The sequence below is a fragment of the Paenibacillus sp. FSL R7-277 genome (genome assembly GCF_000517965.1).
Classification (GTDB): Bacteria; Bacillota; Bacilli; order Paenibacillales; family Paenibacillaceae; genus Paenibacillus_AQ; species Paenibacillus_AQ silagei.
On the sequence record NZ_ASPX01000034.1, the window covers coordinates 114,774 to 139,149 of the forward strand.

The 24,376-nt window shown below is 54.1% G+C and carries 20 protein-coding genes and 1 tRNA gene; 3 read left to right on the forward strand and 18 right to left on the reverse strand.

What is annotated here, in order from left to right:
• Positions 1 to 7: 7 nt before the first annotated feature.
• The 9 genes from C173_RS12765 to C173_RS34975 form a co-directional block, all read right to left on the reverse strand.
• On the reverse strand, positions 8 to 1,186 hold the full coding sequence (locus C173_RS12765) for a radical SAM protein (protein ID WP_036725319.1): 1,179 nt from the start codon (positions 1,184 to 1,186) through the stop codon (positions 8 to 10).
• Positions 1,140 to 2,249, reverse strand: a complete 1,110-nt coding sequence (locus C173_RS12770; RefSeq protein ID WP_036725320.1) for a hypothetical protein — start codon at positions 2,247 to 2,249, stop codon at positions 1,140 to 1,142. The genes C173_RS12765 and C173_RS12770 overlap by 47 nt, the downstream gene beginning before the upstream one ends.
• 33 nt (positions 2,250 to 2,282) lie before the next feature.
• Positions 2,283 to 3,611, reverse strand: a complete 1,329-nt coding sequence (locus tag C173_RS12775) for a hypothetical protein (RefSeq protein WP_036725323.1) — start codon at positions 3,609 to 3,611, stop codon at positions 2,283 to 2,285.
• A 12-nt stretch (positions 3,612 to 3,623) separates the two neighbouring features.
• On the reverse strand, positions 3,624 to 3,869 hold the full coding sequence (locus tag C173_RS12780; RefSeq protein WP_036725325.1) for an acyl carrier protein: 246 nt from the start codon (positions 3,867 to 3,869) through the stop codon (positions 3,624 to 3,626).
• 437 nt (positions 3,870 to 4,306) lie between these two features.
• Positions 4,307 to 4,390: transfer RNA gene (locus tag C173_RS12785), tRNA-Leu, on the reverse strand.
• Between the two features lie 103 nt (positions 4,391 to 4,493).
• Positions 4,494 to 6,104, reverse strand: a complete 1,611-nt coding sequence (locus C173_RS12790) for a helix-turn-helix domain-containing protein (protein WP_036725327.1) — start codon at positions 6,102 to 6,104, stop codon at positions 4,494 to 4,496.
• Between the two features lie 124 nt (positions 6,105 to 6,228).
• Positions 6,229 to 7,239 (reverse strand): ABC transporter substrate-binding protein, encoded by a 1,011-nt coding sequence (locus C173_RS12795; protein ID WP_036725329.1) that lies wholly within the window; start codon positions 7,237 to 7,239, stop codon positions 6,229 to 6,231.
• A gap of 158 nt (positions 7,240 to 7,397) precedes the next feature.
• Positions 7,398 to 8,630, reverse strand: a complete 1,233-nt coding sequence (locus tag C173_RS12800) for a CynX/NimT family MFS transporter (RefSeq protein WP_036725331.1) — start codon at positions 8,628 to 8,630, stop codon at positions 7,398 to 7,400.
• A 192-nt stretch (positions 8,631 to 8,822) separates the two neighbouring features.
• Positions 8,823 to 8,927, reverse strand: a complete 105-nt coding sequence (locus C173_RS34975; protein ID WP_209874443.1) for a YjcZ family sporulation protein — start codon at positions 8,925 to 8,927, stop codon at positions 8,823 to 8,825.
• Between the two features lie 219 nt (positions 8,928 to 9,146).
• Between C173_RS34975 and C173_RS12805 the strand changes: the two genes are divergently transcribed.
• Complete coding sequence (locus tag C173_RS12805; protein WP_036725333.1) at positions 9,147 to 10,862, forward strand: ABC transporter ATP-binding protein; 1,716 nt, start codon at positions 9,147 to 9,149, stop codon at positions 10,860 to 10,862.
• 204 nt (positions 10,863 to 11,066) lie between these two features.
• Positions 11,067 to 11,771, forward strand: a complete 705-nt coding sequence (locus C173_RS12810; RefSeq protein WP_036725335.1) for a hypothetical protein — start codon at positions 11,067 to 11,069, stop codon at positions 11,769 to 11,771.
• Positions 11,772 to 11,837: 66 nt separating this feature from the next.
• On the opposite strand, the gene C173_RS12815 is transcribed toward C173_RS12810, so the two are convergent.
• The 3 genes from C173_RS12815 to C173_RS34980 all read right to left on the reverse strand — a co-directional run bounded on the left by C173_RS12815 (position 11,838) and on the right by C173_RS34980 (position 14,200).
• The gene (locus tag C173_RS12815) at positions 11,838 to 13,289 is read right to left on the reverse strand and encodes a DEAD/DEAH box helicase (RefSeq protein ID WP_036725338.1); all 1,452 of its coding nucleotides are present in this window, start codon (positions 13,287 to 13,289) and stop codon (positions 11,838 to 11,840) included.
• A gap of 91 nt (positions 13,290 to 13,380) precedes the next feature.
• Positions 13,381 to 14,034, reverse strand: coding sequence for an HD domain-containing protein (locus C173_RS12820; RefSeq protein WP_036725340.1), 654 nt, complete (start codon positions 14,032 to 14,034; stop codon positions 13,381 to 13,383).
• A gap of 13 nt (positions 14,035 to 14,047) precedes the next feature.
• Positions 14,048 to 14,200 carry a hypothetical protein gene (locus tag C173_RS34980; RefSeq protein WP_235191877.1) on the reverse strand — a complete coding sequence of 51 codons (153 nt, stop codon included), beginning with the start codon at positions 14,198 to 14,200 and terminating at the stop codon, positions 14,048 to 14,050.
• Between the two features lie 120 nt (positions 14,201 to 14,320).
• Between C173_RS34980 and C173_RS12825 the strand changes: the two genes are divergently transcribed.
• On the forward strand, positions 14,321 to 15,601 hold the full coding sequence (locus C173_RS12825; RefSeq protein ID WP_036725343.1) for a histidine--tRNA ligase: 1,281 nt from the start codon (positions 14,321 to 14,323) through the stop codon (positions 15,599 to 15,601).
• Positions 15,602 to 15,968: 367 nt separating this feature from the next.
• Here C173_RS12825 and C173_RS12830 read toward each other — a convergent pair whose 3' ends face one another.
• Genes C173_RS12830 through C173_RS12855 form a run of 6 tightly spaced genes read right to left on the reverse strand, consistent with a single transcriptional unit; the run spans position 15,969 to position 24,356 of the window.
• On the reverse strand, positions 15,969 to 17,639 hold the full coding sequence (locus tag C173_RS12830) for a response regulator (protein WP_051478013.1): 1,671 nt from the start codon (positions 17,637 to 17,639) through the stop codon (positions 15,969 to 15,971).
• Positions 17,632 to 19,443 carry a cache domain-containing sensor histidine kinase gene (locus C173_RS12835; RefSeq protein ID WP_235191878.1) on the reverse strand — a complete coding sequence of 604 codons (1,812 nt, stop codon included), beginning with the start codon at positions 19,441 to 19,443 and terminating at the stop codon, positions 17,632 to 17,634. The genes C173_RS12830 and C173_RS12835 overlap by 8 nt, the downstream gene beginning before the upstream one ends.
• A 26-nt stretch (positions 19,444 to 19,469) precedes the next feature.
• Positions 19,470 to 20,783: an ABC transporter substrate-binding protein gene (locus tag C173_RS12840; protein ID WP_036725347.1), complete on the reverse strand. Its 1,314-nt coding sequence runs from the start codon at positions 20,781 to 20,783 to the stop codon at positions 19,470 to 19,472.
• A gap of 44 nt (positions 20,784 to 20,827) precedes the next feature.
• The gene (locus C173_RS12845; protein WP_235191879.1) at positions 20,828 to 22,606 is read right to left on the reverse strand and encodes a family 43 glycosylhydrolase; all 1,779 of its coding nucleotides are present in this window, start codon (positions 22,604 to 22,606) and stop codon (positions 20,828 to 20,830) included.
• Positions 22,607 to 22,628: 22 nt separating this feature from the next.
• Positions 22,629 to 23,462 (reverse strand): carbohydrate ABC transporter permease, encoded by an 834-nt coding sequence (locus C173_RS12850; protein ID WP_036725349.1) that lies wholly within the window; start codon positions 23,460 to 23,462, stop codon positions 22,629 to 22,631.
• On the reverse strand, positions 23,463 to 24,356 hold the full coding sequence (locus C173_RS12855; RefSeq protein WP_051478014.1) for a carbohydrate ABC transporter permease: 894 nt from the start codon (positions 24,354 to 24,356) through the stop codon (positions 23,463 to 23,465).
• Positions 24,357 to 24,376 lie beyond the last annotated feature (20 nt).

Here is a 24,376-nt window from a genome sequence, read left to right on the forward strand (position 1 = left end):
TCCATCCTTATTTTCCGTGAAGATACAGCAGAATGCATTTGGAGCATACCGGCATCAGGCCGCATTGCAGGGTTTCCCGGACCCTTTCAAAATTGTCGCCATCCCATATCTCTTTGAGATCCTGATCGGCCAGATTCCCCAGGGAGAACTCCGGAAATAATTTGCACGCACTGACTTCACCGTCAGCCAGCACATCCAGTCTGGTGCGGATCGACAAGCATTGCGTTTTATTCTGGGCAGGCTTCTCTGAACCGAGTACAAAGTCCCGTACTTCATCCAGTTCGAGCGCGGGCTGATACCGTGTTCTTAAATTCCAGGTTCGCTGGTTAATTCTCTCCATCTGCGCAAGCAACGGATCGATCCTGTCGGGCGAAATTTTATATTTAAACGAATGCCAGCTGTTGCGGTGCCCTTCCTCCAGATCATCCGCCAGCCACTTGAAATGCTCGTTGAAATAACGGTCCATATTATTCGATACCTCATCCGGCAAATACCACGGGAAGGTAATATACACCGAGTCAATCCCCTTATTCTCAAAAAACTCCACAAAATCATACAGCTTATCGATCATGACATCGCTAATGGTCAGATGGATGGAGATTTTCCCCTGGTAGATTCCTTCCTTCTCCAGCTCCAGCAGCTTATCAATGCCCGCCATCACCTTCCTGAAGGTGCCCTTTCCCCGGATCGCATCGTTCTCCGCTTCGAAGCCTTCCAGACTGATCAGACAGACCAGACTTTTGGACATTTTGAGGATGGAATCCAGCTTCTCGATGATTTGAATGCCGTTGGTGCATAACACCGTCCACCTGGGGTCCTGCTCCAGCAGGTCGGCCAGTTCATTGAACCGGCTGTAGTACAGAGGCTCTCCTCCCCAAAGGAACATATTGGCGTTCGTTTCTTTGGTTTGCCGGAACACTTTTTCAATCACAGCGAAATCAAGCTCTTCCCTCTGCTCGGCTCTGCCCAGATCCCGGTGATACCCCTCAGCGTTCCATTCAAAGCAATGCTTGCAGCGCAGATTGCAGCCATTGGTTAATTTAAGCCCGACCTCGACCGGAAGATTCGTAGAATACGTAGGATTGAGATGAACCTGTTTGTGCGTGACCGACATATGCTTAATGGTTTTCTTTAACCGTTCAAAGGAATCCCGGTCGAGCACTACCGATGTTTGCGGCTGTCTCATGAAAGCACCTCCCATAATTTAACACCTGAGTTTTATAGCTTCTTAAGTTCTCACTACATGCCTCCAAAATCTCAAGCGGACAGCCCATACTCATCCAGTGCTCATACCTTATGCCAAAACCCAGCCGCTCCCATAGCTCGGCGTTGCAGGCTTCATGCTCACCCAGCGGCTCCAGGAAAATAACCGGCGTGAAGGATTCCAGCGAATCCAGCAGGGTTCCTCCGCCCGGCTTGCTAATAATAGCCTTCGAGTTACAGATCAGCTGATAGAAGCTATGCTTCACCCCGGTATCCTCGTTAAAGCGCTGATGGATCACTTCGCCGAACGGCGGCAGGGTATATTCATTCTCTTCATTCTTCATCCAGGGCGACCAGCCCGGCTTCACCATGTAGTAACGGTGGCCGGCTCCATAGGCCTGATCATCCGTGAGCTCATGAATGACGATGTTCAAATCCAGGGAGTGATTCAGCTCTGCTGCCGTCTCCTTGTAGGTCCCCATTCCCCAGCCGCCGCCATGGATGACGAGCCGGTTGTCACGTTCCTTATAGTCCTTAGGGGCAGCATGACCCATGGAAATAGTGTAATTCACCCGCCCAGCCGCCCCGTCAAAAAGCCAGACATCGTTCACTGTAAATAGATCATTTCGGATATTGTTGGAATACAGCTTCCACGAAGGGGATATGACCGCATCCATATGAATCAGCTCCACATGGACATCCTTACGGTAACTCTTCGCGTACTCTTCCAGAATGGGCATCCAAAACCCCGAGAAAACCATAAATACCCTCCGGTTCTCTTCAGCCCACTTGCCTAGAAGCCGGGTTACCAGCTGCGGGTCCAGATTCGGCGTGATATCCCTGATCATTCTGTGACCCAGCTTGGCTACTTCAAACCTCTTAGAGAAAACCTTCTTGTTCTCGGTTAATTTCAGTCTTGTCTCGGGCGGATACAGTCTTTCCAGCACTTCCAGATCGGCCTCATAGTACCCGCTTAGCTCCTCACGTAACAGGACCGCGGGCGTATATACCCCCAAAGCGACAGATGAGCATAAAAGGGTAATCATTGGTCAGCTCCCTCTTTTCACAATAAAGACGGGTCAGTTATAAATCTTAATCGCCAGAGACTTCAAGACGTCCTTCACCCGCTGGACTAGAGTTAATGCTTCACTCACATCAGAGGCATAGGAAGCAGCTACATAAAGCTTCCCCTTCCGCCATTCAGACTCCGCCTCAGCGAATGCGGTATTACCGGAGCCGAACAGCGTGTTTGCACCCAGCGGTATAATTCCATGCCTGTTCTCTTGCGTAAACAACAATTTGTTGGCACCTAGAGCCTCGATAATATGAAGCATGGTAACTTCCGTAGAGCAGCCTGCCGAGATAAAGGTCAAAAAGCTGGACAAGGAATACTGCTGTAAATAGTTATTGAGATGATGATTAATCAGCCCCATGGACTTTCTGGCATTAATCTCAACGATGGGCACCAGCTCACCGCTTGCCAGCAGCATGGAATCTATACATACCTCTCCGTGATAGCCTGCCATGAACAAGTCCTTGCAGGCTTCTTCCATAATGCTGTAATAATCATTGTCCCGGAGAGACCGGGTAAACCCGGAACCGGCAGGATAGGAGCCTACATAAGAGAAGGCTTCGTTTACCATTCGTTGAACAGAGAACAACTCCACTTCCCCCTGCTCTGTTATGAACAGCTGACAGGAGAAATCCTCCGTTTTATCAAGCAGGGGTTCAATAATGAATTGTGTTTGTTTGCCTCGATTCTCTTGCTCTTGCAGATAGGCCGCAATTCTCTTCAGCATTCTATCGCCCGAAATCAACATATTGCCCCGGCCTGAGACACCCAGAGGGTCCTTCACCAGCACTTGTCCAGTCCGTAGCAGCTCCGAGCCCAGGGCCAGCAGTTCCTCCGAGCTGTCAGCTATAGAGGACATATTGCGAATGCCCAATCTTTGTCTTAGTTCATGAGAATAGATCTTTGAATTCACAGCTCGAACTGTATCTAAGGAGGGAAACTGATTACCGACATTGAACCTGCGCACTAACTCACTGGTATCGGACAGTATAGAATAGGGAGAGATCAGAGCCTCTTGCGGGAGTAGCTGCTGGTAGTAGCTTGCATCAGCCATTAGAAGATCGAACACATGCATTCTGTAGTCATCTGCATGAACGGGATTTCTGCAATGAACATGGGTGAAGGTATAGCCGAGCTGCGATAAATAGCTTCTAAGCTGCTCGTCCATGGGCTGCCGGGTGAACAGAATGTCCTGCTCCTTGCATAACGGAAACAACAATTCATCCATGCCCATCGTCACTGCTTGGCTGCTGCTCATAGAAGGAAGCATAGATCTATTCGGACTCCGCCACCACGCCTCGGAATCAAAGGTGCCTAGAACCACGGTTGGCTTCATAATGAAGCCCCCTTAAGAAGCGGTTTGCGTGGCTGTGATGAACCCCATGAAATCCCCGATCGACTGGAAATCCTCATAGGCAAAATGATCAAAATCAAACTCAATTTCAAATTCGTCTTCGATCCGGAGAATGAAATTAATCATCTGCAGGGAATCCAGACCTACATCATTCACTATATCGGTGGTTTCAGTGGCAGTGAGCAACAGCTCTGGATTGTTCTTAATTTCACTCAAGATCCGCACAATGGTATCCAGCATATCACCGTTCTCCTCGCATCATGAATTTTAATTAAACAGATTGCTTACTAGTTATGATACAGCCTCAGGGTTCCGGCTTCTAACTCACATTTTTATGATATGTATAGGATTTTTATTGGATTGATTACAGTGGGAAAAGAACTATATAGATTAAACTTGTAGTTTTACTAGTATGGGATTGCCGTGACTCCAGAGAATGTTTGGCCCTCCGGCCGCTGTTGTCTGCAGATTTCTTGATTGTATACCGCTGTTCGTGGTGGAAATCCGCAGACAAAGGCGGACGCTATCGCTCCTACAGTTCCAAAATTCCCCTCCGCCACTTTTCCCTGTCTTTCTATTTTCAAGTTCAACCTAAAAAGGATCTTAAAAAATAGACAAACAAAAACAGGTCCCTGCTGGCATAAATGCCAAGCAAGAACCTGTATTGTAAGCTATGATGCGGTCAAGAGGACTCGAACCTCCACGATATTGCTATCACTGGCACCTGAAGCCAGCGCGTCTGCCAATTCCGCCATGACCGCATATTATGTATTACAGTGATTCAATCACCGTAATTAAGAATATACTCTCTTTGGCCGGGAATTGCAAGCTTTTTTTGTGTGTATTTCTGTAGGGAGGTGTGCCTTAAGCCAATACCTTCAGCACATCCGTGATCTTCCGCTGATGCGACAGGACACCGTAATTCATCCAGGCCATGAAATCCACCTCGTACACGCAGCGGTTACGCACCGCAGGCAGGCTTCTCCAGATTGGGGTATCGAGCAGTTCCCGCCCCTCACCTTCCTGCCGGTCGAACGTAATGAACAAATGATCTGCGTTCAGGCCGGACAGCTCTTCAGGGCTCAGGCTCACGCACTTCTGTCCACGGGTGAGCTGCCGTACCAGGGGATGCCGCCCCAGCCCCAGATCTTCATAGAGGACACCCGCTGCATATCCCAGATGCTCACTGCCATACAGGGCAATGCCATGGGCAGAAATCCGCAGCAGTGCCACTGTCTGCCCCCGGACGCTGCGGCTGAGCAGCCGCCTGGCCTGACGGGCTTGCTGTTCATATTCGCTGATGACCTCCTGCACCCGACCCGTTCTCCCGAAGACTGCACCTGCGCTGCGGAGCGTGGCACGCCAGTCCTCCTGGTGGAACGGGAGCCGGAACAGCGGGGCGACACGGCTGCATTCCCCCAGCTGCCAGCGCTGGAAGCCGTCATCCAGCATAATCAGCTCAGGACTGTAACGGATGAGTCCTTGCCAGTCTCCGCTGGAGATATCGAACGCCGGAACCTGATCCAGCCCGAGGTATTCCTGCTTGCCCCACTTGGCATGGCAATACTGCACGACCGGAGTAATGCCGAGTGCCAGCAGATAATCCTCCAGAAAAGGGGCAAATACCCGGACGCCCTCCTGATGGAGGCTTCTGTATTGTCCGGGAGTCACCCCTACTGTTCTTTTGAAGCGCCGGTTGAAATAATACTCATTGCTGTAGCCTGCAGCCAGGGCCACCTCATGCAGCCGGTCCCGGGTCAGCAGAAGCTGCTGCTGTGCCCGTTCAATACGCAGACCGTTCAGGTGCTCCAAGGGCATCCGGCCCGTAATTTCTTTGAAAATCTGCGTATAACGCGCACGCCCGATCCCTGCAATCTCAGCCAGCTGATCGACAGATAACGGTTCACTGCAATGCTCTTCCATATAGCGGATCGAGGCTTGCACGGCCTCACGGTCATCCTTAGCCTTCAGTACCGGAGTATTCGCCCGCATAATCAACAGCAGCAGCTCCTGGAACCGGGTCTGGGCCGCGAACCATTCCACATCCTCCGGGCGCCGGAAGCTATAATAGATGGAATTCAGCAGCAGGGCACACTGGGAGAACGGCCGGCAATCCAGATATCCCGGGCAGAGCAAATATTCTGCATGTTCCTCCTGCCCCTTATCTCCGGTGCCAAGCTTGACGTGCCCTGCGGGAATCAGCGCGAACTCCATCCGGTACCAGCTGATCCCCTGCTCGCCGGCCTGAATCCGGTTCAGTGATCCGGCTTCGATCAGGAACCCGGCCCCTTTGTCCAAAAAGTACCTTCTGTCTTCTGCCTTCAGCCACCCCTGCCCTTCGGACACAATAATTAAGGTATGCTCCGGATAGACTTCGATCTGTTCATTCCCGGATGGGGACCGGGTCACCGCTTCTATATTCATCAGGCTGTGGAGCAGCCTTCTCCTGGTGTGTTCCTGCAACTGTTCGGTCATTCTGCCGCCCCTCCTGACTGAGAATCATTATCATATACTCCAGTGTAAAACAAAAAAGAAGATCTATCAACCTTGCGGATAGACCTTCTTCTCGCTTATAGACTCACCGTCGCTTAACGCTGAATTACTTCACCATTACCTTAAGCAGATCATCCAGCTTCATCTGGTTGGCCGTAATCCCCCCTGATTGCCAGTGCGAACGCTCCATCCTGTAAATGTTTCCGTTCTTGACCGCAGGCAGGTTCTTCCACAGAGGGGCATCGAGAATTTGGATCGCCTCCTGGTTGGCCGCAGTATCCCAATTCCCGTTGTCAGGGAACACAATGATATGATCCGCTTCAAGCTCGGGGATCACTTCTTCGGAGATGATCGACTGAAATTCCGTCATCTCAGCGGCCATAGGGACAGGTGTCAGACCGAATTGATTATAGAGCACACCGGTAAAACGGTTTTTGACTCCAAAAAGAGCAACGGTTTTGTCTGCCACATTAAGCCGGATCACAGCCACCTTCTCTTGTCCCAAGGCCTGCTGCAATGCGGCTTTGCCGTCTGCTACCTTCTGGTCATATTCGGCCAGTACAGCCTTCCCCTTCTCAGGAATACCGAGCGCGTCTGCAACCGCTGTAAGGATTAGCCTTGAATCCTGCAATACGCTCTCCGGCAGGCGGTAGGTTGGGGCTACCAGGGAATACTGCTCAACCTTAGCGGCATCTGCACCGCCATCGGTAATGATCAGATCCGGTTTCTTATCGAGCAGCGCTTCTATGCTGCCGCTGATATCAAATTCAGGCACATCCAGATTCAGATAATCCTGCTTGCCCCAGCTGGGATGGTACCACTGCACCACCGGGGTGACGCCAAGCGCCTTCAAGTAATCTTCCACGTAGATTCCCGCTACCCGCTGAGGGTTCGCCGGAATCTCCACCTCCCCGAATTCCCCGGTTACCGTCCGTGTTGCCCCTTCTGAAGCTGCCGCTCCGCCAGTCTCTGCAGGAGCTGCACTGGCAGCTGCCGCATTTCCTGTCTGGACTTCCTTGCTGTCCGCAGCCTTGTTATTCGTTCCGCAGGCCGCGATAGCTGACATTGCCAGGATAAGTACAGCGGTCCAAATGATTTTCAGGCCCCAATTGTTCATGTCTCTCTTCACTCCTGTGTCTAATTTCATTGATAATCATTCTCAGATGATCTTAAACACAATAGTAGCATGCCAGGATCAGCTTTCAATGCACTTTCTCAGCGAAAATCTTATACAAACTTATAGTTTGACCCCGCCAAGCTGACGGAGCCCATCGTTTATAACCGGTCTCCCACATATCTGTCGCGTCCGGCTCCCATACCGGCTGCGAACAGCAGTACGCTTGCTAAGGCAAGCAGCGCAAGCGGTACATTCCAGCTCCCCGCAGCATCATGCAGCAGGCCAAACAGTGCAGGTCCCGCCGCCGCCAGCAAATATCCGGCAGACTGAGCCATCCCTGACAGCTCGCTGGCTTCTTGTGTGGTCCGGGTGCGCAGGCTGAAAAACATCATCGCCAGACCGAAGGCGAAGCCCCCGGCAATCCCTATGCAGATAGCCCATAATGCCATCAGTGCGGTACTGCCCAGCCAGACGCCAAGGATGCCCGTGATAAACAGAACCGAAGTTATCACCACCGGCAGCCGCTGGCTCTTCATCCTTCCCACCCAGAGGGGCACGAAGAAGGTGAACGGCAGCTGGGCCAGCTGCATCAGCGAGAGAATCCAGCCGGCATGGCCGGCAGACATCCCCCGCTCACCTAGGATCACCGAGAACCAGGCAATCAGCACATAATAGAGCAGGGATTGCAGCCCCATGAACAGCGTAACCTGCCAGGCGAGCGGGGAGCGCCAGACCCTTGCCGCTGAAGGGGATGCAGTGCCTGCCTGCCCTGACCCCAGACTCTTCAGCTGCGGAATCCAGAAAATCGTAGCCAGTGCAGCAATCATGAACCAGAGCGCCAGCGTCCCTCTCCACCCCAGCCCCGCACGGGTGGCCAAGGGAACACTCAGCCCCGAAGCAGCCGCTGCACATATGTTCATGGACACGGTATAGATTCCGGTCATCAGACCGATGCGGTGCGGAAATTTCCCCTTGATCAGTCCCGGCAGCAGCACATTACAGACGGCAATCGACAGACCGATCATCGCCGTACCTGCGAAGAAGGTTACCGTGCCGGAAGCCGAACGAACCAGAATTCCCATGGACAGCGTGAGCATGGCCAGCACCAGGATATTGGGCAATCCCAGCTTGCGGGCCAGCCGGGGCGCAAACGGTGACAGCAGGGCAAAAGCCAGTAAAGGTAAAGTCGTAATCGCTCCCGCCAGAGTATTCGACACCCCCAGGTCATCCCGGATCATCTCCAGCAGAGGTCCGACGGAAGTGAACGGGGCGCGCAGGGCAGCGGCCACACAGATGATTCCGGTGACGAGCATCCATCTGCTGCGGATATCCGCAGCAGATGAGGACAAGGCCGGGCTTGTCCTCTTGTTATTTTCACGGCCGAGCTTCATGTTGTACCTCCAGGTCGCAGCAAAGCACCCGTCAAGCCCGGGGCTTGTCAGGGAATACAGCCGCTATATGTATTACGCCCTTCAACCAAGGCGCATTATTTCATTATACCATATCGCTTGATGGAGCAGCCTCCTAGGCAGAAGAAAACCGCCGGTCTCAGGGCCGGCGGCAGGGCAACAAGTGAAACAGAATTAGAGACAGAAGGATTTAGTGATGATGACGAGCAGGATGAATAGAACCAGAATCGCTCCAGTTGAAGTGAAGACTCCGCCGTATCCCCCAATATTTTCGCTCATGTTAACTCCTCCTTTATGCCCGTATACTGTTAAAATATGTATAAAACCGCTTTTCGGTATGGGTTAAACGGCAATGAATTCCGCAGTATATTTCTAATTTAAATGTTCTCACCGTTGACAAAACGTGTAACCCGCTTTAGTATCCTAAACATAGGTTCAGTTGAGAATCAATCTCAATAACCAGATACATAACATATTACAGAAAAGAGTGAACAAGAGATGCTGCGTCGTTTTTTCTCCTATTACCGTCCTTACAAGAAGCTGTTTATCCTTGATTTCACCTGTGCGGTGGGTGCCGGTCTGCTGGAGCTTGCTTTTCCGGTGGCTGTCAATAAATTCATTGATGATCTGCTGCCGGGCCAGGATTGGCCGCTGATTCTGATTGCCTGCGTTGCCCTGCTCGGGATCTATGCGCTCAATACAGCAATGAACTACGTGGTTACCTACTGGGGGCATATGCTGGGCATTAATATTGAAACCAATATGCGAAAAAAAATGTTCGATCATATCCAGAAGCTCAGCTTCCGGTTCTTCGACAACAATAAAACAGGTCACCTGCTCGGCAGAATAACCAATGACCTGAACGATATCGGGGAAGTCGCGCATCACGGGCCGGAGGATGTGTTCATTGCCGTCATGACGCTGGTCGGTGCATTTGTGCTGATGGCCGATATCAATCTTCAGCTGGCCGTGATCACCTTCATCATCGTGCCGATTATGGCCTGGGTCATTATCCACTTCGGACGCAGCATGACTGAAACCTATCACCGTCTATTCGGCAACGTAGGAAACTTCAATGCTCGGATTGAAGATAATGTCGGCGGCATCCGCGTGGTCCAGTCTTTTGCCAATGAAGAATTCGAGAAAGAGCTGTTCGCTGTGGACAACCAGAAGTTCCGCGAGACCAAGCTGATGGCGTACAAGCTGATGGCCAAAAGCTCGTCGGTCAGCTATATGATGACCCGTCTGATCACTATTGTAGTGATGGTCTGCGGGGCGTGGTTCTTCATTCAGGGAGAGCTGGAAATCGGGGAATTCGTCGCTTTCATTCTGCTGTCCAACGTCTTCTTCCGGCCGATTGAGAAGATTAATGCTGTAATCGAGAGTTATCCGAAGGGGATTGCCGGCTTCAAACGTTATCTGGAAGTCATTGATACCGAGCCGGATATCGCTGACAAACCGGATGCAGTAGCGGTTGGCCCGCTTCGCGGGGATATCAGCTTCAGCAATGTCAGCTTCGGCTATGAAGACGACCGCAAGGTGCTGGAGGATATTAGCCTGAGCGTTAACGCCGGTGAGACGATTGCCTTCGTCGGACCCTCCGGTGCGGGGAAAACAACCATCTGCAGCCTGCTCCCCCGGTTCTACGATGTGACCGGCGGCGCGATCTCCATCGACGGGATCGACATCCGGGATATGAAGCTCAGCTCGCTGCGCAAGCAGATCGGGATCGTACAGCAGGACGTGTTCCTCTTCTCCGGCACGATCCGTGAGAATATTGCCTACGGCAAGCTTGATGCAGGGCTGCCGGAAATCTGGCAGGCTGCCCGTCAGGCCCGCCTGGAGGAGCTGATTAACAGCCTGCCGAATGGCATGGACACTGTGATCGGCGAACGCGGCGTCAAGCTGTCCGGCGGACAGAAGCAGCGCCTGGCCATCGCGCGGATGTTCCTGAAGAATCCGCCGATTCTGATCCTGGATGAAGCGACCTCTGCGCTCGATACCGAGACAGAAGCAGCAATCCAGCAGTCACTGGCCGACCTGTCGGTGGGCCGCACCACGCTGGTCATTGCCCACCGCCTGACGACGATCAAGAACGCTGACCGGATCGTTGTTGTCAGCGAGGACGGCATCTCCGAGGAAGGCCGCCACGAGGAGCTGGTGAACGCCGGAGGCACGTACAGCCGCCTGTATCAGGCGCAGTACAATGCCTAGGGGCATACTCCTGATGTGGAACAGCATTAATTTAAGACATTGCACATGAATACCCTTGCGGGATGCAGCCATTGGCTGTATTTCGCAAGTTTTTTTGCGTTGGCTGGCTTGGCTGCTGCAACCTCCGATGAATATTTTCGTCTAAGAATACAATTACTGGATTTCCTTAATCTATTATGATTCTGAAGAAAGCGGGGCCATGCTATGAGAATTAAAATGCTCATCGTGTTAACGGTTGTTGTACTCTTGTCCGGCTGCTCGAAAGGGGATCGGATAAAGGGAAGCTCTGAAATTGATTGGGTAGATTTTGTTAAGATAAATGGAGTTTCATACTCCGGATCTTGGGACCGCGTAATTAAGAATCCAAGTCAGGTCACTACTGAGATTGTTGGTAAAGTGGATTTTAAAGTCGCGGATGTTGTCACTAATCCGGATTACCGGATAAAGGATGGGGATGCTGCCTTTTTAGAAAAGGGAACCCCGTTATACCGTGTTGAAGGCTTTAAGACCAATGAAGTCATTGCTGCTATGGATGAAGCAAGCATTGGGGGCTACCGCATCTATGTAGAGGATGATTTCACTAAAAACGTACGGCAATCTTATAAAGACATAAATAAAGACAAAATAGAACGAATTGAATTATTTCGTCTGGAGAATGTGAAGCCTTACAGGACTTTATCCGACAGTGAAGCCAAACGGTTCATTCACCTGCTGGAAAGCGGGAAAAACACACAAAACTATACCCCTCAAAATAAGGAAGGAGATCCAGAATACTATAAAGTAGTCTACTACACCGATCAGCCGATTGCCTACGCTTTTTCTCTTGCCGATGATGGAGTCGAAGTATTTTTTTCGCCCGGGGACACCCGAATTGTAGACAAAGAAATCCGCACACTAATTCAGCCTTAGACAATCTGTCATAATGTCAAAAAAAAGCTGCCCCAATGTCGTGATCGCCAATGAGACAGCATCCTTTTATTTTTTAGCGATATGGCACTTCAGCAGCTTGCCCTTCACGGTAGTCTCCTTCATCGCCTGGAGCACGAGTGATCCCTTACCGTTCAGAATATCGACGTAGGTCACGTTATCCTGAATCGTGATGATCCCGATGTCCTCAGCCGAAATGCCCTCAAGCTTCGCAATGGTGCCGACGAAGTCCACCGCGCGGAGCTTCTTTTTCTTGCCGCCATTGAAATAGAGCTTCATGATGTCCTGGTTCATGACCTCGGTTTTGCCGGCTTTGCGGACCTGCTGCTTGCCCAGCTTCAGATCGAAGGCCGGTTTGGCGTAGGCTACGGCATCGTCCGAAGGAGCCTTCATCTCCGGCAGGCTGAAGCCGATATAGCCTTCGATTTCTCTGACCCATTTGTGTTCATTCGGCGTCACGAAGGTGATCGCTTTGCCGCTTTTGCCTGCGCGGGCAGTCCGTCCGGTGCGGTGGACGTAGCTCTCTTTTTCCAGCGGAATATCGTAGTTAATAACATGGGTGATGTTCTCGATATCAATCCCTCTGGCTGCAACGTCGGTGGCGATCAGATAACGGAACTGGCCCCGCTTAAAAGCATTCATCACCTCAAACCGCTCGTCCTGCTCCATACCGCCGTGAATCTTGTCCACCGGATATTCGAGGTCGGCCATCCCGCGGAAGAGGGCATTCACCTGCTCCTGGGTCCGGCAAAAAATAATACAGCTATCCGAGTTCTCCACCGTCAGCAGGTCGCTGAGCAGTCCGAACTTGGCAGCTTGTACAACCTCAATCAAGGCATGTTCAATCGATGCTGTCGTAATTCCGCTGGCTTCAATCTCAATATCCACCGGGTCCGTCATATACTTCCGGCACAGATTCTTGATCACTTCCGGCAGTGTCGCCGAGAACAGCATCGTTACACGTTCCTTGGGCAGCTGCTTAATGATCTTCTCGATCTGCTCGATGAAGCCCATGCTGAGCATTTCGTCCGCTTCGTCAATCACCAGATATTGTATCCGGCTCAGGTTCAGCGTACCGCGCTCAATATGGTCGAATACACGGCCCGGCGTGCCTACAACGACATGCGTCTTCTGGGTCAGCTCCAGCTTCTGAGGGGCAAAAGGCTGCTTGCCGAACAAGGCTACCGCCTTGATCCGCTTGAAGCGCCCGATGTTCGTAATATCCTCTCTCACCTGCTGGGCCAGCTCCCGGGTAGGGGTCAGCACGAGCGCCTGGGGTTTGTTCTCCGCCCAATCGGCAAGCTCGCAGAGCGGGATGGCAAAGGCTGCGGTTTTGCCGCTGCCGGTCTGAGACTTGACGATCAGATCCTGCGCCTTCAGCGCCACAGGAATGACCTTCCGCTGTACCTCGGTGGGGTCCACATACTTCAGAACCTCCAGCGCGCGGATAATCTCCTCATTCAGACCATAATCACTAAACTGTACTTGTTCTTCACTCATATTATATTCTACCTCTTCTATGCTGATTGTTCCGGTTCAGGCGGGGCCAGCCCGCGTTCCATCCATCTTGCGCATTATTCCATTATAACACCTACTCCGCCCCCTGATTCCATTCCTTATCGAATTGCTCCAGAAAAATCAGCATGAACCGGTGCCGCTCCTCCGCCAATTGCTTGCCGTACGGGGTGTTCATGAGGTCCTTCAGCTTCAGCAGCTTCTCATAAAAATGATTGACCGCCGTACCCTTGGAATAATCGCGGTATTCCTTCTTCAGCGATTCGTCACGCGGGGGAATCTCCGGATCATAGACCGGACGGCCCTTCGCACCGGAGAAAACCATCGTCCGCGTGATGCCGATCGCCCCGAGCGCATCCAGACGGTCCGCATCCTGGACCACCTGCCCTTCCAGCGTTGACATGGGCTCGCCCCCGCCGCCGCTGAAGGACATTGTCCCGATGATCTCCATAATATGCCTGCAAGCAGCTTCATCCGGCAGATGTGCGGTGAGCCATGTTTGTACTTTGAGCAGCCCCGCCTCCTTGGAGGGGTTCAGCTTCTCGTCTGCTACATCATGCAGCAAGGCAGCGATCGTGCAGATGACCACACTCGCCCCTTCCATTCTTGCGATCAGCGCCGCAGTATTCCGCACCCGGTTAGTATGGAACCAGTCATGGCCGGTGGTATCCTGGCCGAGTTGCTCCTTCGCGAAGTTCTCTGCTGCTGTAATCAGCTCTGTATGATTCATTATGATTGCTCCTTTATGGAAAATAATGCAGGTCTTGCGCGGTTGCTCCTGATCCGCTATAATATGCTGTAATCCAGCCGGAAGGGAATTGATTCGCATGAACCGCTTGTCCATCATAACGAATCAGCTTCATCATCACAAGCAGCGTTAGCACACCTGAATTCATTCAGGGAGGGCTAACGCATTTCGCGTTCGACCTCCCTGCGGCATAGATAAGCGCGCAGGACCATGGGGTCCGGCGCGTTTTTTATTTTACCGGAATTCACATCTAAAGGAGCTGTGCTGTATGCAAAATATTAAAGGAACTTACGATTACTTCGGCCGGGAACAGGCCATCCGTCAGAAGGTGCGCACTACGCTGCAGGAGTTGTTCGAGCTGTACGGCTTCGAATCGATGGATACAACCCTGCTGAATGAGCTGGAGCTGCTGACCTCCAAATACGCCGGGGGCGATGAGATTCTGCGCGAAATGTACCAGCTGGCCGATCAGGGCGGGCGCAGGCTGGGGCTGCGTTACGATCTGACGATCCCTTTTGCCAAGGTGATTGCCTTAAATCCGGGCATTGAATTCCCCTACCGGCGATATGAGATCGGGAAGGTGTTCCGGGATGGTCCGGTCAAAAAAGGCCGCCTGCGCGAATTCCTGCAATGTGACGCCGATGTCGTCGGTATTGCCGGCCCGCAGGCGGAAGCGGAGCTGATGCAGCTCGCCGCAGAGGCGTTCCGCCGCCTTGCGATTCCGGTTGTGCTGAAGTGGAACAACCGCCGCTTCCTGGGTGAGATTCTCGGGGCGGTCGGGGTTCCGGCAGAGGAACAGCTCTCGGTGATGCTGACCCTCGACAAGCTGGCTAAGATCGGCAGCGGCGGGGTGTTGGCAGAGCTGACGGACAAGCAGCTAACCGCTCAGACGGTTACACTGATCTCAGAGCTCCTGGAGCTGAAGAACCCGGGATTCAAGGAACTGGTGGAGCGGTATAAGCTTGAAGGGCTGCCGGGGACGCTCGAAGTGCAGGCCTTGCAGCAGCTGATTGATGCGGTTGGACTTGCGGACATGTGCGTCTTCGATCCATTTCTGTCACGCGGGCTGTCATTCTACACGGGGACAGTCTATGAAATCTTCGATGCTTCAGGCAGCTATCCCTCAAGCCTGGGCGGCGGGGGCAGATATGACGCGATCATCGGCAAGCTCGTGGGGCGTGATGATATCGAATACCCTACCGTGGGGATCTCCTTCGGCATGGAGTCGATCATGGCCCTGCTGGGCGAACGCCGGGAGCAGGCAGCGGCGGAGCGTTCCGGCGTTCTGATCGTTCCGATCGGCGGGTATATGCCGCAGGCGCTGGTTGCTGCTGCTGCGCTGCGTTCGGCAGGCATCCGGGTCACGGTGGACACCGGCATGCGCAAGCTCAAAAAAACGCTGGCCACAGCCAGCGCCAAGGGCATCCGCTATGTGATTATGGTCGGAGAGAGCGAAGCCGCTGAGCAGAAGCTGCGGCTGAAGGATATGGAGCTGGGGAGCGAGCAGCTGGTTACAGCGGCGGAGGCTGTTCGTTCGATTGCGTTGTGATTCTGGATGAGACAGCCCCGGGCTAACACACTGGCTCCAGGCCCGGCTTCTCACCGGACAGGCGAGTGTGGTTATGCATGCTCCCTCGCCAGTTTCAGATTACGGATGCCGATAGCTGATTGTTGTATTAATTGCAGGATTCCCGTCAGTTCGGCTCGAGATAACGCGGATTGTTGCATTTATTGCAGGATTCCCCTCAAATTAGCCTCTGCTGAGCGCACATTGTTGTAATTTGTGCAGGATTTCTATCAGCTAGGCCCCAGGTTAACACACATTGTTGCAATTTATGCACCATTTTCATTAGCTCCACAATCGCGCGGATCAGCGCAAGCGGCGCTCCGCTGTGCAGTCGCAGGCCGGCAGGCCCTTAATCTCCTGCTCTACGTCCGTCAGCTGGCCACTTCAGGCCATCCATAGAAGCAGTCTGTACCCTCCGCGAGCTGTCCCTGTACGCTTTGGGCGATAGACCGCTGTAATTCTTGAACACACGGTTGAAGTGACGCACGTTGCCGAAGCCCGTCTCCTCAGCGATTCTGCTGATCTTCTCCCCGGTGAAGGCCAGCTTCCGGCGGGCCTCCTCCATGCGGATATGCGTGACAAATTCGCTAAAGGTGACGCCGGTCTTCTGCTTGAACAGATTGCTGAAATACACCGGGTTCAAATATACTTTATCCGCTACCTCCTTGAGACTCAGCGGATGATGATAATGCTGCGAAATGTAGCGCTGGGCCACAGTGACCGGATCGATATCCTTCATCTCTCTGGATTCGGCAATGCAGCCGGTCAGGGTGAGCAGCAGCCCACGGCATTGCTCGGCAAGCTCCTGCCGTGAAGAGAGGCTGCACACCTCGAACAGGATGGTGCGGATATCCTTCGAGCCCAGCCATGATTCGGTAACCCCAAGCTCCTCCGACAATTCATAATAATACAGCAGCAGCTTGCAGATTTGCTGGTGAATGCTCTCGGGTGATTCGGCCGTGCTGCACAGCTCCTCGATCATTTGCTCCACAATAGGGCCGATGCCGGCCTCTCTTCCGCCGGTAATCGACTTCTCCAGGATCTCCCAGGACCACTTCAGGGGGCCGCTGCCTTCGTTGGGGCGCTGCTTCATTTTGGCATAATCCAGCAGCTTGTCACCGCCTTCAATCAACCGATACAGGAGGGCAATTCCGGCCTCGTTGTAGGCTCTGGGGATTCCCGGCAGCCCTTCTGCCGGATTGCTGACCCCGATCGTCACCGTCAGATTGGACAAGGAACGGATCTGCCTGCGGATCAGGTCCCCCAGTGCTCCCGGCGCTGACAGGGAATGCTGCGGGTCTGCTGTATTCAGCAGGGCAACCACCTCGGTATCCGACTGCACGAAGCTTATCCCTACGGCCTGACGATCGATCATCTCCTGGACGACCTGCTGGATATACAGGAGGAACAACGATGCATCTCCCCGCTGATAACGCTCCTTCTCCACGGAATGCTTATCCAGCTTGATGACCATGCAGATGAAATAGGGATGACCGAAGGCGAAGCCCAGCTCACGCAGCAGCCGCAAGTCGCTGTCCGCTGTCTTGCCTTTCAGCAGACTGTCCGCCAGATGACCGGCCACATGCCGTTTCAGCACAGGCTGCGCCTGCCACGGCTGATCGCTTCGCGCAGACTGCGTGTGACGCTCGGCCAGCTCCTGCCCCAGCCGCTCCAGCACACGGCCCAGCTCCTGGCGTTCCACCGGCTTCATCAGATAGTCCTTCGCCCCCTGGCGCATGGACTGCTGCACATAAGAGAATTCATCATAACCGCTGACCACGATGGTCATCAGATCCTTGAAGCGTCCCGCAGCCAATTGCTGCAGCTGGATACCGTCCATCCGCGGCATGCGGATATCGGTGAGCAGCACCTCCGGAGACAGCTCGGCCAGCTTGTCGAGTGCATCATAGCCGTCGCTGGCTTCACCAACCACCTCCCAGTTGCTATCCAGGCTGGTGATCATTTTGCGCAGTCCTTTGCGGAAGACCGATTCATCGTCCACAATCAATATTCTAGGCAACCCCGTCATCCTCCCTTGCTCTGCCCTGATGATGAATGACCGGCAGCTTCAGCACGGCCTTGAAGCCCTGATACGGCATACTCTCCAGTGAGAGGCCGTATTCCTCCCCGTAATGCAGCACGATCCGGCGGTGGACATTCAGCAGCCCGTTGCCGGAGCGCCCCCCGAGCTCCTCCGTATTCCGCAGATGCTGCCGGAGCGCCTCCAGCGCCTCCGCATTCATGCCGATGCCGTCATCCTCGACCGTAATTGTAAGCACCTGATTGCTGCTGCCTGCGGTCAATGTAATCACGCCCCTGCCCACCCCCTGGTCCAGCGCATGATTAATGGCATTCTCGACCAGCGGCTGGATCATCAGCGGAATGACCTCGCAGTCCAGCAGGGAGGGCTCAATATTCATCGTGAATTGAATCCGTTCCTCATAGCGCATCTGCTGGATGGCCATATAGCCGCTTACATGGTCCAACTCATCCTGCAGCGTCACATGCTCCTTGCGCCCGCTCAGACTGTAACGCAGCAGCTTACTCAGGTTGTTAGACATGGTTATAATCTCCGGGCTGCCCTCAAGCTCGGCATACATACTGATTGAGCCCAGTGTATTGTACAGAAAATGCGGATTGATCTTGCTCTGCAGCGCGGCAATCTGCGCATCCTTCTCGCGGATTTCCGTCTCATAGAGCAGATAACCCAGCTCGCTGAGCTTGGCAATCATGCCGTTAAACGAATGGCCCAGCAGCCCCACCTCATCCGTCCCGCTCACCGGAAAAGCCTGACTCAGATCGCCGCGCTCAACACTGCGCATCAGCCGGCTCAGCTTGCGCAGCGGCTGGGTGATCCGGTAGGCGATGAACACATACAGCAGCAAGGCTAGGCCTACACAGATCACGCCAATGAGAATAAGATACGTGCGCAGCACCTCGGTATCCTTCATCAGACCGGACACCGGCACAACGCCCACGGTCGTCCAGCCAGTCACCTCTGAGGTGACATGCGCGACCAGCAGCCCTTCGCCCCCGGACTTCACATGGCTGACCCCTTCGCCCGTTCTGCCGAAGGAACCATCAGCTACTCCCTGCGGAATTCCGTGATCCTTGCCGGTAACCAGGTTGCCGGAATCATCCGTAATGTACAGCAGCTCCTGGGGGTCCAGCGTTACCTTCGACAGAATCTCACGGATGAACTTGGGGTCCACATCAATGACAATGTACCCGAGCGTGGCTCCGTCATCGAAGCTGCGCAGCTCCCTTACGATGGAGAAGGCCTGATATACATTTCCGCCGCTGGACCTTAAATCATGCGTGGCCACATAGACTGGCTGTCCATAATGCCCCTTGAACTTATTCAGCCAGCTTACATTCTCATCCAGCTTGTAAGTCGTGACATACTGGCTCTCCGGCATGACCACATAGGAAGCTCCGCCCGTACCATACAGGGATACGCCCAGAATATCGACCCGGCCGTTCAGAAACACCTGGGTGACGAAGCTGTTGAGTCCGCTGATCTCATCCAGCGTCAGGGGTTCGCCGGGGGCACGCTTCGTAGCCAGATAATCGGTCACCTTGGGATATTGATAGGGCATCACGGTCAGCCGGTTCAGCTCATTCATATAGGTATCGATATTCAGGGTAAGCTGCTTCAGTGTCTGGAGCTGGTAATCGCCTACCTTGCGCTCGGTCGTTTCGGTGAAACGGGCAAAGGCGAAATAGCCCATCAGTCCCAGCGGAAGCACAATGAACACGACATTGATAAGAATAAGCTTGCGCGCAAGCGCCAGGTTCCTGAACCAGCCGCGAAAGGATTTCAACCGCATTCCCCCTTGCTCCCTTACAGTCATTTCTTCAGTTGAAGGTTGATGCTGTCCACCGCCTGCTGCAGAGCCTGCGCCGGACTTTGCTCCTTGTAGATCATCCGCTCAAACTGCCGGATGATCTCTTCATTAATACTCCACTGCTTCATATTCCGCGGCCAATAGACTACGGAGTTGGCGGTATTCGCATAGTCACTGCGGAATTTCAGCGCAGAATACGCCCCGCTCTCCACGACCTTCCGGGAGCTCGGGACATGGCCCGCCTCCGCCCACATCACCCCGTGCTCAACGGCCCAACGGGCAAAAGCCATCGCCGCCTTCCGTTTCTCCGTACTCATCTCACTTTGGGCCGGAATCGCCAGCGTATGCGAATCTCCCCAGACGGCCGGATGATCATAAATGACCGGAACCGGCACAACCCCTAGCTCCAGCTTCTCAGCCTTCTCAAAAGCGCCCGTACCCCATACCCCGGTAATCAGCACCGCCGCCTCCCCGTCATAGAACAGCTTGAAGGCATCATTGATCCCCGGCGGAATCAGCTCCCGCTGGTACAGACTGTTGACGAACTCCAGTGCCTGCAGCGATGCCTTGTTATTGAAGACCGCCTGTGTGCCGTCCGGATTGTAAAAGACACCACCACCCTCGATCTGATTGTACAGGCTCCACCATAGCCACACGGAATCAATCCGTGTGCTGGGCAGAGCCAGCGGTGCGACACCGGGCGGAACGGATTGCTTCAGCTTGTGCAGAAAAGCGGTAAAGCCCTGCTCTCCCCGGCCGATCACCGGTTTATCCGCTGCATCCAGCAGCCCGGCCGCTCTTAAATATTTCTTATTATAGTAGAGCACCAGGGTATGCGTATCCAGAGGTACCGCGTAATGTGCACCTCCGTAGACGGTGGATTCGGCAATTTTGGTGCTGAACTGATTCCAGTCCAGGCCCGTCTCCGCAGCCAATCCGTCAAGAGGCTCTATATAACCGTTCTGCACGAACTGCGGGAGATTGGTCGCATGAATAATGGCCAGATCCGGCGCATTGCCGGACAGAATGGCTGTCCGCAGCCGGGAATAGTAATCATCCAGCCGGGAGTTGATCTGATCGACCCGGATATCCTGATGTTCCTTGTTGAACTGCTCCACCAGCCCGGTCATGAAGATATTGTCTCCCCCGCTGAACGGGGTCCAGTATTCGAGAATCACCGGCTGGACAACAGGTGCCTGCGGCGGCTCCTCCCTCTCTGCGCTGCACCCTCCCAGCAACAGCAGGGCAATCAGCATAATTGAAAGCGTAATCAGTTTATTCCGTCTGTATCCGGTCTTGCAGCTCGTATCTCTCATATGAGTAAGCCCCCGTCTTGCTTCCCGTCTATGAATCTGCCGGCTCATTCACTCTTCTGCCATATATCCATATAATCTATACTGAAGCTGCCTTGTCTGTCAAAAAGCATGATCTCGTTCGCCCCCCTCTGTAATTTCAGCTCCAGCTGCCAGAGGGAAAGCTGATTGCGTTCCTGCGGGAGGGGGGAATAGGCCGTCTTCGCACCTCCGTTCACCGCCAGCTCCAGCTTCGCGTCCAGCGAAGCATTCATCACCGCCACCAGCACCGTATAGGTTCCGCTGTGCGGGACCTGAAGATGGCTGAACTTCAGCGCAGCTCCGCTGCCGCTTAAGACAGCCGCTGCCCCGCCCGAGGCATAGGGATTATCCTCTGCCGCCGCGTTCCCCTCCATAGCCTGGACCTCGCCTTCATATCGCGGAATTTCAATCGCTTTCACCTCCGTCACAGCACCCTCGGGCAGCTCTATGGCTACTGTATTCTTCCCGGCTGTGAACGGCAGGCTCAGATAAGCATAGCCGGTCTGGCCCTCACCGGATGGCGGCAGTGGAAGCACCGCCGCCGGCCCGCCATTCACCGAGACTGCCGCCCCGGCCGGTTCTCCTCCCGGATTCACATAATGCACCAGCAGCGGGAGCATGCTGTCCACCGTGGACGGCAGGGACGGGAATTCCAGCTTGTTCCCGCTGCGCAGGGCCGCTTCCGCCTGGAGCACGCCCATGCCTGCAGGAACCGGGATGGCCTCACTCAGCGGAAGCGGCTTGCCGAAGACCGGCAGGCCGTCAGCATCCCAGCTAACCGGCTGGGCCCGTGCCTTGCGGTTGTTCCAGCCGTCCTCCGCCCCTGTCGTGGCATGATAGACGATCCACTGCTCACTTCCGTCCGGCGAGACCGTGAATGAATTATGCCCCGGACCGTAGACTCCGGCGGCTTCATCCATGGCCAGCAGCGGCTGTTCCGCCTTGGTCCAGTCTGCCGCCTCCAGCGGGTTGCCGCCCGGCTTCAGCGCAAGCAACCCCAGGCTGTAGTACGGAGTCCAGCTTCCCGCACCGGAATATACAATGAAGACACGGCCGTTATGATGAAGGACGGACTGGCCCTCATTAATATAAGGCGGGCCTCCGGCCTGCTCCCAGGGAAGCAGCGGCTCGCTCAGCAGCACCCGCGGTCCGCTGATCGTCAGCGGGTCACTCATAGGAGCAATATAGGTATTCTGCGCAGCGTTTGCCTCCCCTTCCCAGCCGGACCAGACGAAATACAGCTCCCCGTCCACCTCCATCGCCAGCCCGTCGATCGCCCATTTATTACTGCTGTCAGTGACCTGGCCCTTGAAGGTATAGCTGCCCAGCGGATCACCGCTGTCCGCTTGCAGCACATACATCCGGTGGTTCTCGTTCTGTCCGTCATCTGCAGCAAAATAGATATACCAGCTTCCCCGGATATACTGCAGCTCGGGGGCCCAGAGATTCGCCGAATAGGCTGTCTCCGCCGGCGGGTACCATACGACCTTCCGCTCCGCCTGGCGGAAATCCAGGGTGAGCGACTTCATCACCATAATATCCGTTCCGTTATGGGTGAAGGTCATATAATAATATCCATCCTTGTAGATCACACTCGGATCAGGCGTATCGATCTCGGCCAGCGTGTTCTTGAATGTTCCCCCATGCCCCTTGTAGACTTCATCCTTAACGCCGTTATTGGGCTTCAGCAACAAGTATGCACCTCCTGCGAGTATAAAGAACAGAAGCGCCGCAAGGGAGTAGATTATTGTACGTGAATTTTTGCCTGCCCATGCCTTCTGCTGTGTATCAGGTTTCATGCTCATCTGCTTCCCTCCCCGTCTTCCGCTATTTCACTCCCGAGCTGGTAATCGCCCTAACGAACGACTTCTGGCCGGCAATGAACAGGATCAGCACCGGCAGCGCCGCGATGGTGGTCATGGCCATTAATTTACCATAGCTCTGGGTATAGCTGCCGGTGGCCATCATGGCAATCCCTGCGGTGATCGTCCGCATCTCCGGAGAGGTGGTCGCGTACAGCGGCCAGACAAAATCATTATAAATCCCCATAAAGGTGAAAATCCCCAGTGTCGTCATGATCGAAACCGCTGAAGGCAGCAGAATTCTCCGATACAGATTCCATTTGTTCACCCCGTCGATCCGGGCCGCTTCCTCGATCTCCTTCGGGAAGGAGACAAAGAACTGGTACAGCAGGAATACCCCGAATGCCCCGGCGGTAGCCGGGAGGATCAGCGCCTGATACGTGTTGATCAGACCGAGTGTATTGAATTCGATGTACATCGGCAGAAAGGTCAGTACGCCTGGAATCATCAGCGAAGCAATGAACATCGCCAGCAGCGTGCGGCGCAGCGGCAGATCCGGCAGACGGGCCAGGGCAAACGCCGCCATGGAATCGATCAGCAGTACGATCGCTGTGCCCGCAATCCCCACCGACAGGGAATTGACAATCCAGCGCAGAATCGGGGTATTCATCAGCTCCCCGCTCAGCCCCTGGACGAAATTATCAAGCGTCGGTTTCTTCGGCAGGAAGTTCATCCGCCCGGAGAGGGCTTCAAAATCATTTTTGAACGCCGTCGACAGCATCCAGACCAGCGGCAGCAGCACGAACAGCGCAATCAGGATGGCCAGCAGCAGCAGGCCTGTTTTTTTGGCTTTTCCCATCTATACCTTCTCCTTCCGGTTCGTAAGACGGAACTGTACGATAGACACCAGCATGATCAGCAGCGCCATCAGAATCGCCATCGCCGAAGCCGAACCGATATCCTTGCGCACGAACGCCTGGTCCAGCACATTGATCAGCAGCACCCGGGTGGTATCTCCCGGCCCCCCGCGCGTCAGCAGGAACGGCTGGGCGTAAATATTGAAGGAGGCAATGGTTGAGGTGATCATCACGAACAGCATAACCGGCCGGATCGAAGGCAAAGTAATCGACACGAACCGCATCCAGGCATTCGCCCCGTCCATGGAAGCCGCCTCATAATAATCCTCCGGCACCTCATTGAGCGCATTCACAAAAATAATCATATTGAAGCCGATCGTCCACCAGAGTGTCGTAAGCACCAGCGCAATCCATGCCCATGGCGTAGCGGTCAGCCAGGGGATGCCGGTTAAGCCCAGCTTTTGCAGCAGACTGTTAATGAACCCGGCGTTCGTATCGAACATCATCAGCCAGATGACAGCCATCACGGAAGCTGACAGCGCGTAGGGCAGGAAATAGAAGGTCCGGAACAGACCCCGGAGCTTCGCCGGCAGCGCATTAACCAGCATCGCCATCCCCAGTCCCGTAACGATCAGCAGCGGAACAGAGTACAGGACAAACTGGAGGGTGGTCCACAGCCCGCGGAAGAAAATACTGTTCTCATAGGTCCCCGGGGTGAAAATGGTCATGTAATTGCGCAGCCCCACAAAGGGGTGGGCGGCAGACAGCAGCTCGAAGTCCTGCAGACTGATGATAAAGCCATACAGAATCGGGAAGAGCAGAAACAGCGCGAAGGCAGCCAGATAGGGCAGCACGAACAGAAATGAGGTCAAACGTGAAGTCCACAGGGTTTTCAAAGTGATTCCTCCTTAGGATA